The following is a 14,376-nucleotide window of genomic DNA, read 5'->3' on the forward strand; positions in this document are numbered from 1 at the left end:
CGTCGCGGAGCGGCCCGGGGACAGGGCGCGGCGATCGCCGCGCGACGGCTCAGCCGATCAGTTCGCCGCGTACGCCGACGCGCTGGACGTCGGAACGTTTTTCCTTGTGCTTCACCAGCAGGCGATCGAGCTTGTCGGCCAGGACATCGATGGCGGCGTACATGGTTTGCGCGCCGGCATCGGCGTGCAGGGTGCGGCCAGCGACGTTGATCGTGGCTTCTGCCAGGTAATCGGGCTTGCGGGTCCCCAGTTGCGTACGGACTTCGAAGGGTTGATCGAAGTGGCGTTCCAGCCGCTTCAGCTTGGTCTCGACATATTCGCGCAGGGCGGGAGTGACTTCGATTTCATGGCCGTAAGTCTCGATACGCATGTGTGCCTCCTTCGGGTCTGTAGAGCCGCGCGGTTGCGCGGAACGCGTGTCATGGGAAATGACAACGCAGCAGTGTCTGGGGTTCCTGCAAATCCTCCTTTTTTGGTCGATGGAAAGCGGTGCCTTCAGGGACAAGATGGACCCGTTGGCGGCAACTATCAACCGTCCGCGTGCTTTTTTTCGCACGCGCGGCGAGGTGTTAGAAAAGTGTTTTGGGAGAGCGGGACGCGGTCACGAAAACGGTTTGCGCCGCTCGGCGGTTCAGGCGATGCGCACGCGTTCGTGTGAAGACAGGATGTTCAGCGCTTCGCGGTACTTGGCCACGGTGCGGCGTGCCACCGGGATGCCGGACGCCTTGAGCAGGTCCGCCAGCTTGGCGTCGGAAAGCGGCTTGCGCGGGTTCTCCGCATCCACCAGCCGCCGGATCATCGCCTGGATGGCGGTGCTGGACGCCTCGCCGCCGCCTTCGGTATCGATGCCCGAGGCGAAGAAGGCGCGCATGGGCAGGGTGCCGCGCGGCGTGCGCACGTATTTGCGCGCGATGGCGCGCGACACGGTCGATTCGTGCAGGCCGACGTCTTCGGCAACGTCGCGCAGGGTGAGCGGGCGCAAGGCCTGCTCGCCGAATTCCAGGAACCCCGCCTGCTGGTGCAGCAGGCAGCGCATCACCTTGAGCAGCGTCTCGCCGCGCGCCTCGACGCTCTTGAGCAGCCAACGCGCTTCCTGCAGCTGCGTCTTGAGATAACCGGCATCGCTGTCGCCGCACTGGCGGATCATCTGCTCGTAGCCGCGATGGATGGTGATGCGCGGCAGTGCGCTGCCGGCCAGCGCGGTGCGCCACACGCCGCGCTGGCGCCAGACCACGCAGTCGGGCACGACGTACGTGTCATGCGACAGGTCGCCGACCTGGGCGCCGGGTTTGGGATCGAGCGTGCGCAGCAGTTGCACGGCCTCCTCGACCTCGGCGACGGGGCGCTTCATTTCCTGTGCGATGCCGGCCACACCGCTGCGGGGCAGGCGCTCCAGCGCGGTCTCGGCGATCTTCATCGCGAGCGCCTTGCCGGGCGTATCGTCGCTGAGCACCGACAGCTGCAGCTGCAGGCATTCGCCCAGCGAGCGTGCCGCCACGCCGACGGGATCGAAGCGCTGCACCTGGTGCAGCACGACCAGAATGTCCTCCTCGGCCGCCTCGATCTCGGGACGCAACGCTTCGGCGATGCCGGCGATCGGTTCGCGGAGATAGCCATCGTCTTCCAGCGCGTCGATCAGCGCGGCCCCGATCGTGCGGTCGCGGGGGGACAGGTGGGAGAGGTGGAGCTGCCACAGCAGGTGGCCATGCAGGGTATCGGCCTCGACCACGCGTTCGGCCGGGCTGCCGTTCTCGTCGTCGTCGAAGGAGCCGCCGCCGGACGAGGTCCAGGGACCATCATCGGGAGACCAGTCATCGGGGGCTTCGCCGCCCTCGCCATCGCCGTCCTCGCTGCGCGTGCGTTCGGCAGGTGGCGCGTCGTCTTCACTGCTGCCGGACGCGGCGGGTTCCTGGTCGGATTCCACCCAGTCGAGGAGGGGATTGGTTTCGACGGCCTCGGTCAGTTCGACTTCGAGTTCCGTGGTCGACATCTGCAGCAGCCGGATCGCCTGACGCAACTGCGGCGTCATGACCAGATGCTGTCCCAGCGATGTCTGAAGGCGTGGCTTCATTCCCGACCTTGGAAACCCGTGGCGGCCAAGGGCCGCCGACGGGGATCACAGGCGGAAGGTCTCGCCCAGATAGACCCGGCGTACGTCCGGATTGGCCAGCAATGCGTCCGGGGCCCCCTGCGCCAGAACGCTACCGGCATTGAGGATATACGCCCGGTCGCAGATTCCCAAGGTTTCGCGCACGTTGTGGTCGGTGATGAGGACGCCGATGCCGCGATCCTTGAGGTGTTTCACGATGCGCTGGATCTCGCCGACCGAGATGGGGTCGACGCCTGCGAAGGGTTCGTCGAGCAGCATCAGCCGCGGGCGGGCGGCCAGGGCGCGCGCGATCTCCACGCGCCGGCGCTCGCCACCGGAGAGGCTGGCGCCCAGCTGGTCGGCCACGTGGGTGATCTGCAGTTCGTCCAGCAGCGATGCCAGTTCGCGGTCGATGCCGGCCGCATCCAGGTCCTCGCGCAGTTCCAGCACCAGCCGGATGTTGTCGCTCACCGACAGCTTGCGGAACACCGACGGTTCCTGCGGCAGGTAGCCCACGCCGAGTTTGGCGCGGCGATACATCGGCTCGGCGGTGATGTCCTTGCCGTCGAGTTCGATGGTGCCGGCATCGGCGGCGACCAGGCCCACGATCATGTAGAAGCAGGTGGTCTTGCCCGCGCCGTTCGGGCCGAGCACGCCGACCACTTCGCCCGGCTGCAGGGTCAGGCCGAAGTCGGCGACGACCTCGCGTTGCTTGTAGCGCTTGCGTAGTCCCTTCGCGATCAACATCAGTTCTTGCCCTGGGCGGGTGCGGCGGACTTCGGCTGGATCACCGTCTTGATGCGCGAACCGTCGCCGCCGGCCTGCATGTTGCCGGTCTTGGTGTTGTAGACCATGCGCTGGCCGCTGTTGGATCCGCGATCCGACTTGACGGTGTAGTTCCCGATGAAGGTGATGGTTTCGGTCTTCATGTCGTATTCGACACGGTCGGCCTGGGCGTCCATCCAGCTGCCGTTGTCCATCTGCTGCTTCATCTTCACCTGCTTGCCGGTGAACACAGAGCGCGAGATCTCGCCGCCGGCCATGTAGATCTCGGCCGCACTCGAGCGGATCTCCAGCGAACCCTGGGTGACCACGACGCCACCCGACAGCACGGTCTTGCCATCGCCTTCCAGGTTGCCGGACTGGCCGCCGGCATCGATCGACATGGCCTGGTTGCGGTCCGTGGACTTTGCCATCGCACCTGCGGCAGGCAGCAGGAGCAGCAGTGCGGCGCTAGCGAGCAGAACGCGGTTCATAGATGGATTTCACCTGGGATTTGAATTCGTAAGCCTTGGTCTTGAGATTGGTCTCAAAGCCACGCCCGGTCAGTCTAGAGCCGGGCTGGGTGACCGTCACCTCGTCATCGGTCTGGGCGAGGTCGCGGTCGGGGAATACGTTCAGCGATGCGGTGCGGAAATCCGCTTTCCGCGCGCTGCCTGCCGGCGAGGTCCCGTGCACGTCGCCGCGCAGACGCAACTCCTCCCCTTTGGCGCTGAGCCAGCCGGTCTTCGAGCGCAGCTCCCACGAGCGGCCCTGTTCCTCGGGCAGCAGGAACAGCGGGGTGGTGATGGTGTAGGTCTCGTCGCGGGGATCGCGCGTCATCAGGGGCGCGCGCACGGCTACGGCCTCCGTGCCCTCACTGTTGAGCGCGATCATCTCGAAATCGCGCATGACGTAGTCGGAGCGGTCGGCCAGCACGCGGTTCGGCGGCGGAATGTCGCGATTCTTCCAGGCCGACCAGCCGCTGACGATGGCGGCGGCCAGCAGGACCAAGCCGAGGATGGCGCGCCAGCTCATGCCATGCCCCCTTCGAACACCGGTGCGTGGCCCTGCGCGCCCAGCAGCAGGTCGCAGGCCTCGCGGGCTGCGCCCTGGCCGGCGGCGCGGCGGGTCTGCCAGTGCGCGCGGCGGGCGGTCCAGGGGTGCGCGTCGGCGGGCGCGATGGCCAGGCCGACGGCATCGAACGGGGGCGCATCGGGCAGGTCGTCGCCCATGAAGGCGACCTCGTCCAGTCCGATCTCCAGCGTCGCGCAGAGCTCGCGCACCTTCGCCAGCTTGTCCTTGATGCCGGTGAAGACCTGCACGCCCAATTCGCGCCCGCGCGCCACCGCGACGGTGCCGCCGCGAGCGGTGATGAAGGCGACCTCGATCCCGGCCCGCTTCAGCAGCACCAGGCCCTGGCCGTCCTGCACGTGGAAAGCCTTCTGCTCACGGCCCTCGCCGTCCAGGAAGATGCGGCCATCGGTCAGTGTCCCATCCACGTCGAAGCACGCCAGGCGGATGCGCGTGGCGCGTGCCAGCACATCATCGGTCAGGTCGTGGAGATGGCGCAGGGGCATGGTGACAGGATGGGGTGGGGAGGGAGGGACGGCAAGCCGGGAGTCGTTGACCACACCCGGTTACACCACGCGGGCGCGCAACAAGTCGTGAATGTTGAGGGCGCCGACCGGGCGCTGTTCATCGTCCACTACCAGGAGTCCGCTGATCTGGTGGGTCTCCATCAGGCGCGCCGCTTCCACGGCGAGCTGGTCCGCACCGATGGTCTTGGGCTGGCGCGTCATCACGTCGGCGATGTGCGCGTTGCGCAGGTCCAGCGCGGGATTGTCGAGGGTGCGGCGCAGGTCGCCGTCGGTGAAGAGCCCCGCCAGGCGTCCTTCGGCATCGACCACGGCGGTCATGCCCAGGCGCTTGCGACTCATCTCTACCAGCGCCTCGCTGAGGGTGGCGGTGACGTCCACGCGAGGCACGTCGTCGCCAGCATGCATGACGTCGGTGATGTGCAGCAGCAGGCGGCGGCCAAGGCTGCCGGCCGGGTGGGATCGGGCGAAGTCGTCGGCGGTGAAGCCGCGGGCATCGAGCAGGGCTACGGCCAGCGCATCGCCCATCGCCAGCGAGGCGGTGGTACTGCTGGTGGGGGCAAGATCCAGCGGGCACGCTTCGGCCGGCACGCTGACGTCGAGGTGTATGTCGCTTTCGCGCGCCAGCGTGGACTGCGGGCGACCGGTCATGGCGATGACGGTATTGCCCTGGCGCTTGAGTACCGGCAGCAGCATCAGCACTTCGTCCGACTCGCCCGAATACGACAAGGCCAGCACCACGTCGGCGTCGGTGATCATGCCCAGGTCGCCGTGGCCCGCCTCGCCCGGATGAACGTAGAAGGCGGGCGTGCCCGTGGACGCGAGCGTGGCGGCGATCTTGCGCGCTACGTGGCCGGACTTGCCCATGCCGGTGCAGACCACGCGACCTTGCCCAGCGAGGATGGCCTGGCACGCGGCCGAGAACGAACCGTCGATGCGGGCGGCGAGGGCATCCAGTGCGCGTGCCTCGATCTCGATGACCCGGCGTCCGCTGGCGGCCAGGCTGGCGGGCGGGACGGACCGGGACAGGGGGTTCGGCTGGGACATGCGGATGGGGCGCCGACGGTTAGAATGGCCGGGTATTTTATTAGGAAAGCCCGTTGGACGCTGAAACCATCCGTAAACTCATCGAATCCGGCTTGCCGGGTGCCCAGGCCGACGTCCAGGGCGACGATGGCGTCCATTTCGAGGCCACCGTCGTGGCCGAGGCCTTCCGTGGCAAGCTGCCGCTGGCCCGCCACCGCATGGTGTACGCCACCCTGGGCGAACGCATGGGCGGCGAGATCCATGCTTTGCAGCTACGCACGCTGACGCCTGAAGAAGCGGCCGCGGCGCACTGACGCGCCGCGCTTCCGTCCCCCTCTCCTCTCCGACCTTTCCTTCCGGACTTCCATGCAGAAGATCATCGTCACCGGTGGCAACACGCTCAACGGCGAAGTCACCATCTCCGGCGCCAAGAACGCCGTGCTCCCTATCCTGTGCGCGACCCTGCTGGCGGACGCGCCGGTGGAGATCACCAACGTGCCGCACCTGCACGACGTGGTGACCACGGTGAAACTGTTGGGCGAGCTGGGCGCCGGCATCACCATCGACGAGGGCACGCTGGCGAAAGGACGCGGCATCACTGTCGATCCGACCACCGTCAGCCGGTTCGTGGCGCCGTACGAACTGGTCAAGACGATGCGCGCCTCGATCCTCGTGTTGGGCCCCTTGGTCGCGCGCCATGGCGCGGCGGTGGTGTCGCTCCCCGGCGGTTGCGCGATCGGTTCGCGTCCGGTCGATCAGCACATCAAGGGCCTGCAGGCGCTGGGTGCCGAGATCACCGTCGAGAACGGCTACATCAAGGCCCGCGCCGCACGCCTGAAGGGCGCGCGCTTCGTGTTCGACATGGTCACCGTGACCGGCACCGAGAACGTCATGGCGGCCGCTACGCTGGCCGAAGGCACCACCGTGTTGGAAAACGCCGCGATGGAGCCGGAAGTCACCGACTTGGCCGAATGCCTCAATGCGCTGGGCGCGAAGATCGAGGGCGCGGGCACCTCGCGCATCGTGATCCATGGCGTCGAACGCCTGGGCGGCGGACGCCACTCGGTGGTGCCGGACCGCATCGAGACCGGTACCTTCCTCGTCGCCGGTGCGATGACGGGTGGCAAGGTGATCGTGCGCAACGCGCGCCCCGATACGCTGGAAGCCGTGCTCGACAAGCTGACCGAGGCCGGCGCGAAGATCGAGACCACCGCCGACAGCATCACCCTCGACATGCTGGGCAAGCGTCCGAAGGCCGTCAGCCTGACCACGGCGCCGTATCCCGCATTCCCCACCGACATGCAGGCGCAATTCATGGCGCTCAACTGCGTGGCGGACGGCGTGGGCGTGATCAATGAGACGATCTTCGAAAACCGCTTCATGCACGTCAACGAACTGCTGCGCCTGGGTGCCGACATCCGCGTCGAAGGCCATACGGCCATCGTGCGTGGTGTCGAGCGGCTGGGTGGCGCGCCGGTGATGGCGACCGACCTGCGGGCGTCGGCATCGCTGATCCTGGCAGGCTTGGTGGCAGACGGCGAGACCACGATCGACCGTATCTATCACCTGGATCGCGGCTACGAGAACATCGAAGAGAAACTTGGTGGGCTGGGCGCGACGATCAGGCGCGTGTCGTGACGCGACCTGATCCGAAACTGTCGGGCATCCGGCCACGGTTCCCACTGCGTCGCAAGATCCTGCTCGGCATCGTCGTGGCGCTGCTCGCGCTGGTGGCATGGCTGCACTACACCGGCTCGGCCGCTACCCATGGCATCACTACCCAGGACATGGACTGGAACGGCGACGGCACGGTGACGCAGGGTGAGATCGCACAATCGATCTTCACTGTCGTGGTGGAGCAGAAGCAGGATGGCCAGCGGCACTGCAATACGTTCGCGTGGCGCAGCGGGGCGGGCACGATCCGGATGGATTGCAAAACCGTGTTCCAGGCCGACGCGTCGCCGGTCAAGGAATAAAAAAAGCCCGGCAACGCCGGGCTTTTTTCTGACGGGAAGGCGACGACTCAGCGCCAGGACTTCAGCGTCAAATCGATAGTGTCCTGGCCGTTTTCCCGCTGCAGGATGCGCGCGGGCACCGGCGCGTTGGCCACCACCCACACGATGGTCTGCTTGTCGCCGTCGGTCCGCACGACCTTGGTGGCATCCTGCGCCTTGCCGCCGACGGTGATGCGCTCCTTGCCGGCGACCTGGTAGGTCATCGCCTTGGCGCGCCCGTTCTCGACCATGCGGTAGGTGAGCGGCTTGCCTGCGGCGACGTCGCGCACGATGGCCAGGTTGACCAGAAGGGCGTCCATGTCGCCCGCCTGCAGTTTCACCGGGCCTGCGCGATCGGGCTTGATGTCTCCGGTCCACGTGGCCTGTGCTTTCGACCAGTCGTACACGGTGTTGACGTTCTTTTTCTTGATCAGCAGGCGCGAGCTGTCGCTGCTGTTCAACGGACGCATGCGGCCGTCCTGCTCGTCGAACACCGTCTTCTGGCTGAGGTCGACCGCCTGATTGCGCACGGTCAACGTGTACTGCCAGCGATTGCCCGGCTGTGGCGCGACGACCATTTGGCCTTCGCCGCTCATGCCGAGGGCGCTTGCGTTGTAGTTCGCAGTGAAGGCTTCGACAGCGAGCGCCGGCGCAGTGGCCGCGCCGAACAGCGTAGCGGCAAGCAACAGGCGCGAGGTGCGGAAGGCGTTCGTGGTCATGTTCAGGGCACTCCTTGGTATTCGACCAGGCGCAGATCGATGCCGTCCTGACCGTCTTCCCGCTGCAGGATGCGCACGGGGGTGGGGACGCCATCGGCGACCCAGAAAATGGTTTCGTCGTTGCCGCCGTTGGTACGGCTGACGCGCAAGGCACTGTAGCTCAGATCATCCACCTGGACCGTCTCTGGCTCGGCGGATACCGCGTACGCGTATTCCCGTACGCGGCCGTTGTCGACCACGCGGTAGCTCAGTTGGCGGCCCGGTGCCGCGTCGCGGATGACCGCAAGGTTCATCAGCAGCGCACTCAGGTCGCCGGTCTGCAGGGAAAGCGGAGCCCTGCGGTTCTTCTTGATGTCGCCCTGCCACTGCGCCGTGTGGTTGGCCCAGTCGTAGGTGCCGACCATCTTCTTGCCCATCAGCAGGGCATGGCGAACCGTGGCCTGGCTGCGCGGGCGGAACAGATCACCTTCCACGTCGAAGACGGTGCTCTGTTCGATGTTCAAGCCCGCGAGGCGGGCGAAGCCGCGCGTGCCCTTCACGTTGAGGTCGATCTGCCACTGCTCCCCGCCACGCGGCGCGACCTTCATGCTCGCGCTGCCTGCCAGCTTGCCTTCGTTGTACGCCTGGTAACTGGCCACGAACGGCTCCAGCGCCTGCGCGGGCGCTGCGAGGCCGGCCAGGAGCAAGCCAAGGATGGGGAGGCGGAGGTGGAGGAGCATTCGGGGGGAGCGAAGCTTAGGGATTGAAACGGTCGGCTGAATCTAGAGACAGGGGATTTAATAGCGGCTGACCATGACGGAACACCGTGTCCCCCTGTTCAGCTAACTCACCCGCCGTCGCCAGACGCAGGGCGGCCACCAGCAGGGCGTGCTCCCGGGGCAGCAGGCGCGCTGCCAGGGTTTCCGGGGTGTCGCCGGCCGTGATGGGGATCCGAACCTGGCCAATGACGGCCCCCGCATCGAGTTCAGGCACCACGAAATGCACGCTGGCCCCGTGCTCGGCGTCGCCGGCCTCCAATGCTCGGGCGTGGGTGTACAGGCCGCGATATTTGGGGAGCAGCGACGGGTGGATATTCAGCAACCTGCCGCGGAAGCGCGCGATGAAGCCTTCACCGAGGATGCGCATGTAGCCGGCGCAGACGACCCAGTCCGGGTGGGATGCGGCCACCGCGTCGGTCAGCGCGGCTTCGTAGGCCGATCGATCGGGGAAGCCGGAGGGCTTGGCGCTCCAGCGGGCCGCGGCGGACACAAGTTGTAGGGCGGGCGCAGCGGGACGGTCCGAGAACACGCCCACGATCTCGGCATCCAGTGTGCCCGCTTCTATGGCGCGAAGGATCGCCTGCAGGTTGCTGCCCCTGCCGGACGCCAGCACCGCGATGCGGGCCGTCATGGCGCGGCCTGCCTGCGCTCGGCGCGCGCCAGCGGCCAGGTCGCGAGGGCACCGAGCGTGGCCAGCAGCATGTCGGCGTGGGCATCCCAAACATCGCCCTGCTGACCGTTGTAGGACTCGGCGGCGTCCGGCGACATCGTCAGCGCGATCCCCCATTCCAGCCATTCGTAGACCAGGCTGCTGCACATGACGAGCATCACCGCGATACCGAAGGCTTGCCCCATCGTCAGTGCCGGCCAGCGTTGGCGAAGCCAGTGCCAGACCGCCGGTGCGAAGCACACGCCGTACATCAGGTGGATGAAGCGGTCGAAGTGGTTGCGTTGCCAGCCGAACGCCTCTGCAGGCGACCAATCGATCGCGGATTGCAGCCACGCGTCGTATGGCACGTACGAGTACAGCCAGCGTGCGCCGATGCAGTGCGCCACGATGAAGCCGCAGATGAGCGCGAAGTGCAGCGGCTGCAATGGCCAGCGACGGTCATGCCACCACAGCCAACCCAGGCCGAGCACCGTGAGGCTGCTGTGCATGGCCTGTTCGACGGGCCAGCGCGGCGCGATCCAACTGGCCGCGAACACGACCAGCGTCAGGCCGAAGGCGATCCCGTTGGCGCGCGACATCGCGCGGCTCAGCCGATGCGGACGCGCTCGCCGCCCTGGGACGGCACTACCTGGCCGATCTGCCAGTGCGCCAGTTGCAGGCGCGCCAGGTCGGCCTGCACGGCCGGCACCTGGTCCGGCGCCACGACAAGCACGAAGCCGATGCCGCAGTTGAACGTGCGCCACATCTCGCTGTTCTCGACGGCGCCTTCGCGCTGCAGCCAGTCGAACACCGGCGGCAGCGCCCATGCGCTGGCGTCGATCTCCAGGCCCAGACCCTCGGGAACGACGCGGATGATGTTCTCGGTCAGGCCGCCACCGGTGATGTGCGCCATACCGTGCATGTCGTGCGCCTGCAGCAGTTCCAGGATCGGCTTCACGTAGAGCGTGGTCGGCGCCATCAGCGCATCGGCGAGCTTCACGCCGCCGACGTCGATGTCGGACGGGCGACCGGCGCGGTCATAGATGCGGCGGACCAGCGAATAACCATTGGAGTGCGGACCGCTGGACGCGATGCCGATCAGCACGTCGCCGGCGCGCACCTTGGCGCCGTCCAGCAGGCGCGACTTCTCCACTGCGGCCACGCAGAAGCCAGCGAGGTCGTATTCGCCCGGGCCATACATGTCCGGCATTTCGGCCGTTTCGCCGCCAATCAGCGCACAGCCGGAGAGTTCGCAGCCGCGCGCGATGCCGCCGACCACGGCCACCGTGGTGTCGACGTCGAGCTTGCCGGTGGCGAAGTAGTCGAGGAAGAACAGCGGCTCTGCGCCCTGCACCAACACGTCATTGACGCACATGGCGACCAGGTCGATGCCGATCGTGTCGTGGCGGCCCAGCTGCTGCGCGAGTTTGAGCTTGGTGCCCACGCCGTCGGTGCCGGAGACCAGCACCGGTTCGCGGTACTTGCCCGACAGGTCGAACAGCGCACCGAAGCCACCCAGGCCACCCATCACCTCGGGGCGGAAGCTGCGCTTGACCAACGGTTTAATGCGCTCGACCAGCTCGTTGCCGGCGTCGATGTCGACACCCGCGTCGCGATAGGTCATCGGGGTGGGGGCGGGCGTCGTCGGCTGGGTCACGGGCGGTCTTCGGCGGGGCAAGAGGCGTGATTTTAAAGGAATCGCCACCGGAATCGGCTGGCCTGAACGGCCGGCGTTGGCGAGGGCATGCCATTCGGGCAACAATTCGAGGGGTCAGAAGAGCTCAAGGACGCTCGATGCGCCGGATTTCTGGTTTCGCCCTCGCCGCCGCCATGTTGCTGGCGGTTTTGACCACGACGCCCCAGGTGCAGGCCCAGTCCGGCCTGCGCACGGAAGGCGACGCCGTGTCGGCGCGCGGCTTGTACCAAGCGGAAGTGCCGGTGAACGGCCAGGGCGAGGCCGAGCGTCAGGGCGGCTTCGCGCGCGCGCTGGGCAGCGTGCTCGGCAAGCTGTCGGGCGACCGCGGCGTGATGTCGCGCCCTGGCGTGGGTGCCGAATTGCGCAACGCCAAGGACTATGTCGAGGGTTACGACTACCGGCAGGACCAGGGCACGTCGGCCTCCGGCGCCCCCACGTTCCGCACCACGCTGGTCGTGCGCTTCGACGAAGACCAGGTGAATGGCCTCGCCGGCGCGCTCGGCTTGCCGATCTGGCCACAGCCGCGACCGAAGCCGGTGGTCTGGCTGGCGATCAACGATGGCAGCGGTCCGCGCCTGGTCGGTTTGCCGCAGTCCAATGCCGCGCGCCCGCTGCTCAATCGCGCGGTCGAGCGTGGTTACAGCCTCGGCCTTCCAGGTGGTGGCGCCGCGGAGCAGGCGCTGGTCGGCGCGATCTGGCGTCAGGACACCGCGGCCGTCGCACGCGCCTCCTCGCGCTACAGCCCACCCATGCAGCTCATCGGCAAGCTGTACCGCGACAAGAGCGGCTGGACGGCCGACTGGGTGTTCGTCGATGCCGGCAAGGTCCTGGCGAAGTGGTCGGTCACCGACGCCGATGCAAGGCGCGCGATGTCGTCCGGCGCCGATGGCACGGCCGACGCCCTGGTGAAGCGCTACGGCAAGCGCGGTACCGCCGGTCCCGCCGGCACCTACCGTGTGCTGTTCACCGGGGTTCGCAGCACCGACGACTACCTGCGCCTGACCGGCCACCTGCAGAAGATGGCCGTCGTCCGCCGCATCACGCCGGTACGCGCCAGCGGCGACACGCTGGAGCTGGATCTCGAACTGGTCTCCGGCTTGGCCGGCTTCCGCCGCACGATGGGCGACCAGGCACCGTTCACCGGCGGCGAAGGCGAGCCGCCGGCCTTCCAGATGCGCTGACCAGGGGATCGCATGGACCTTTCTTCCACGCCGGTAGGAACGCTGGCCCGCCGTTGGCAATGGTTGTTCATCGCCCTGATCGTCGGGTGGCTGATATGGCTGCTGGCGCCCGTGCTGACGCCGTTCGTCTGCGCCGCGTTGTTGGGTTGGTTGGGCGATCCGTGGGTCGATCGTCTGGAGCGCACGGGGCGCTCCCGGACCACGGCCGTGGTGCTGGTGTTCACGCTGATGCTGCTGTTGCTGGTGCTCGCGCTGGTGATCCTGGTGCCGATGATCGAGCGACAGGTGGTGACGGTGATCGAATCGCTGCCCGCCTATCGCGACTGGTTCGTGCAGACGGCGCTGCCCTGGATCGAGCGCAGGACGGGCCTGGAACTGGTCGCCTGGTTGGATCCGGATCGACTGACCGAGTGGGTGCGCGGTCACTGGCAGCAGGCAGGCGGTGTCGCGGCGACGCTGTTCGGTTATTTCTCGCGCTCCGGTTTCGCGGTGATGGCGTGGATCGCCAACCTGGTACTGCTGCCGATCCTGACGTTCTACTTCCTGCGCGATTGGGACCTGCTGGTGGAGCGCATCGCCGCGCTGGTGCCGCGCGACCATATCGCGACGGTCAACCGGCTGGCGCTCGAATCGAACGAGGTCCTCGGTGCGTTCCTGCGCGGCCAGTTCCTGGTGATGCTGGCGCTCGGCGCCATCTATGCGATCGGCTTGTCGGTGGTGGGCCTCAAGGTTGGTCTGCTGGTCGGCATCATTGCCGGCCTGATCAGCTTCGTGCCGTATCTGGGCACGGCAAGCGGCATCGTGCTGGGCGTGATTGCGGCCCTGGTGCAGTCCGGCGGCGACTGGTCGCTGGTGGCGATGGTGATGGGCGTGTTCGTCGTCGGCCAGATGCTGGAAGGTTACGTGCTCACGCCGCGCATCGTCGGTGATCGCATCGGCCTGCATCCGGTGGCGGTGATCTTCGCCATCATGGCGGGAGGTCAATTATTCGGATTTCTGGGTATGCTGCTGGCGCTGCCGATCGCCGCGATCGCGAACGTGCTGCTGCGGTTCGCCCACGAGCGCTATACCCAGAGCCGTCTCTACGCGGGTGACAGGCCGGCCATCCTGCTGGACTCCTACATCGACAAGGGCAGCGTGGAACAAGCATCTGAGCGGGGCACCGAAGCGCCGTGAGCAAAACCCCGGGCGGTGCGAGCGTGGGGCCGCAGTTGCCCTTGGCACTGCGTTATCCCGCCGACCAACGATTCGAAACGTTCGTCCGGCCACCGGACGGCGCCTTGCCTGGCTTGCGGGCGCTGGCCGCGCAGGCCGACGCGACGTGGACCTACATCGCAGGCGCTTCGCGTACCGGAAAGACCCATCTGGCACTGGCCATGTGCGCGGCCGCCGAGCAGCAGGGGCGCCGTGCAGCCTACTTGCCCATGATGGCGGCAGCCGGGCGAGCGCGCGATGCGCTGGAAGCCCTCGATGGCTACGACGTGATCGCGCTCGATGGCCTCGAAGCCATCGCGGGCAATCGCGAGGATGAAGTCGCGCTGTTCGATTTCCACAATCGCGCGCGCGCGCAGGCACAGGGCGTGCTTTACACCGCGCGAGGCATTCCGGACGAACTCGGCCTAGGCCTGCCGGACCTGCGCTCGCGCCTACAGCAATGCATGCGCGTCATGCTGGATCCGCTGGACGATGAAGGGCGTCGCGACGTCCTGCGCGAACGTGCGCACCGACGCGGCCTGGTGGTGGACGATGCCGCGCTGGACTGGCTGCTGACCCATACCCAGCGCGATCTGGGTGCGCTGGTCGCGTTGTTGGACACGCTCGACCGGGCCTCGCTCGCCGCCCAACGCCGCATCACCGTGCCGTTCCTGCGGCAGACCTTGGGCAGTGGAAGGCCGCCGGCGGCCTGA

The 14,376-nt window shown here is 67.3% G+C and carries 18 protein-coding genes; 6 read left to right on the forward strand and 12 right to left on the reverse strand.

Annotated features, from left to right (window positions below):
- Positions 1–49: 49 nt before the first annotated feature.
- The 7 genes from raiA to BM365_RS14755 form a co-directional block, all read right to left on the reverse strand.
- A complete protein-coding gene (raiA, locus tag BM365_RS14725; protein ID WP_093490262.1) occupies positions 50–370 on the reverse strand; it encodes a ribosome hibernation-promoting factor, HPF/YfiA family in 321 nt (106 codons plus the stop codon).
- Between the two features lie 261 nt (positions 371–631).
- Positions 632–2,071: an RNA polymerase factor sigma-54 gene (locus BM365_RS14730; protein WP_093490263.1), complete on the reverse strand. Its 1,440-nt coding sequence runs from the start codon at positions 2,069–2,071 to the stop codon at positions 632–634.
- Positions 2,072–2,116: 45 nt separating this feature from the next.
- On the reverse strand, positions 2,117–2,836 hold the full coding sequence (gene lptB / locus BM365_RS14735) for an LPS export ABC transporter ATP-binding protein (RefSeq protein ID WP_093490264.1): 720 nt from the start codon (positions 2,834–2,836) through the stop codon (positions 2,117–2,119).
- Positions 2,836–3,345, reverse strand: a complete 510-nt coding sequence (lptA, locus tag BM365_RS14740) for a lipopolysaccharide transport periplasmic protein LptA (protein WP_093490265.1) — start codon at positions 3,343–3,345, stop codon at positions 2,836–2,838. The genes lptB and lptA overlap by 1 nt, the downstream gene beginning before the upstream one ends.
- Positions 3,323–3,886, reverse strand: coding sequence for an LPS export ABC transporter periplasmic protein LptC (lptC, locus tag BM365_RS14745; RefSeq protein ID WP_093490266.1), 564 nt, complete (start codon positions 3,884–3,886; stop codon positions 3,323–3,325). Before lptC ends, lptA begins: the two co-directional genes overlap by 23 nt.
- Positions 3,883–4,428 (reverse strand): KdsC family phosphatase, encoded by a 546-nt coding sequence (locus tag BM365_RS14750; RefSeq protein ID WP_093490267.1) that lies wholly within the window; start codon positions 4,426–4,428, stop codon positions 3,883–3,885. Before BM365_RS14750 ends, lptC begins: the two co-directional genes overlap by 4 nt.
- 60 nt (positions 4,429–4,488) lie before the next feature.
- The gene (locus BM365_RS14755; RefSeq protein ID WP_093490268.1) at positions 4,489–5,493 is read right to left on the reverse strand and encodes a KpsF/GutQ family sugar-phosphate isomerase; all 1,005 of its coding nucleotides are present in this window, start codon (positions 5,491–5,493) and stop codon (positions 4,489–4,491) included.
- Positions 5,494–5,546: 53 nt separating this feature from the next.
- On the opposite strand from BM365_RS14755, the gene BM365_RS14760 reads away from it, so the two are divergent.
- The 3 genes from BM365_RS14760 to BM365_RS14770 are packed head-to-tail and all read left to right on the forward strand — an operon-like array spanning position 5,547 to position 7,448.
- The gene (locus tag BM365_RS14760; RefSeq protein WP_093490269.1) at positions 5,547–5,786 is read left to right on the forward strand and encodes a BolA family protein; all 240 of its coding nucleotides are present in this window, start codon (positions 5,547–5,549) and stop codon (positions 5,784–5,786) included.
- A 52-nt stretch (positions 5,787–5,838) separates the two neighbouring features.
- The gene (gene murA, locus BM365_RS14765) at positions 5,839–7,110 is read left to right on the forward strand and encodes a UDP-N-acetylglucosamine 1-carboxyvinyltransferase (protein WP_093490270.1); all 1,272 of its coding nucleotides are present in this window, start codon (positions 5,839–5,841) and stop codon (positions 7,108–7,110) included.
- On the forward strand, positions 7,107–7,448 hold the full coding sequence (locus tag BM365_RS14770) for an EF-hand domain-containing protein (protein WP_233210820.1): 342 nt from the start codon (positions 7,107–7,109) through the stop codon (positions 7,446–7,448). The genes murA and BM365_RS14770 overlap by 4 nt, the downstream gene beginning before the upstream one ends.
- A gap of 47 nt (positions 7,449–7,495) precedes the next feature.
- Here BM365_RS14770 and BM365_RS14775 read toward each other — a convergent pair whose 3' ends face one another.
- The 5 genes from BM365_RS14775 to purM are packed head-to-tail and all read right to left on the reverse strand — an operon-like array spanning position 7,496 to position 11,216.
- A complete protein-coding gene (locus tag BM365_RS14775; protein WP_093490271.1) occupies positions 7,496–8,185 on the reverse strand; it encodes a DUF3108 domain-containing protein in 690 nt (229 codons plus the stop codon).
- 2 nt (positions 8,186–8,187) lie between these two features.
- Entirely contained in the window at positions 8,188–8,871 is a 684-nt protein-coding gene (locus BM365_RS14780) for a DUF3108 domain-containing protein (RefSeq protein ID WP_233210821.1), read from the reverse strand.
- A gap of 49 nt (positions 8,872–8,920) precedes the next feature.
- A complete protein-coding gene (gene purN / locus BM365_RS14785) occupies positions 8,921–9,574 on the reverse strand; it encodes a phosphoribosylglycinamide formyltransferase (RefSeq protein ID WP_093490273.1) in 654 nt (217 codons plus the stop codon).
- A complete protein-coding gene (locus tag BM365_RS14790; RefSeq protein ID WP_093490274.1) occupies positions 9,571–10,191 on the reverse strand; it encodes a DUF2238 domain-containing protein in 621 nt (206 codons plus the stop codon). Before BM365_RS14790 ends, purN begins: the two co-directional genes overlap by 4 nt.
- A gap of 8 nt (positions 10,192–10,199) precedes the next feature.
- A complete protein-coding gene (gene purM, locus BM365_RS14795) occupies positions 10,200–11,216 on the reverse strand; it encodes a phosphoribosylformylglycinamidine cyclo-ligase (protein WP_175502111.1) in 1,017 nt (338 codons plus the stop codon).
- Between the two features lie 206 nt (positions 11,217–11,422).
- Here purM and BM365_RS14800 point away from each other — a divergent pair, with 206 nt between their 5' ends.
- The 3 genes from BM365_RS14800 to hda are packed head-to-tail and all read left to right on the forward strand — an operon-like array spanning position 11,423 to position 14,376.
- Positions 11,423–12,469, forward strand: coding sequence for a DUF2066 domain-containing protein (locus BM365_RS14800; protein WP_233210878.1), 1,047 nt, complete (start codon positions 11,423–11,425; stop codon positions 12,467–12,469).
- Between the two features lie 12 nt (positions 12,470–12,481).
- Complete coding sequence (locus BM365_RS14805) at positions 12,482–13,645, forward strand: AI-2E family transporter (protein ID WP_093490277.1); 1,164 nt, start codon at positions 12,482–12,484, stop codon at positions 13,643–13,645.
- A 23-nt stretch (positions 13,646–13,668) separates the two neighbouring features.
- Positions 13,669–14,376, forward strand: a complete 708-nt coding sequence (gene hda / locus BM365_RS14810; protein WP_093490815.1) for a DnaA regulatory inactivator Hda — start codon at positions 13,669–13,671, stop codon at positions 14,374–14,376.

Origin of the sequence: Pseudoxanthomonas sp. YR558 (assembly GCF_900116385.1) — a bacterium.
GTDB lineage: Bacteria > Pseudomonadota > Gammaproteobacteria > Xanthomonadales > Xanthomonadaceae > Pseudoxanthomonas_A.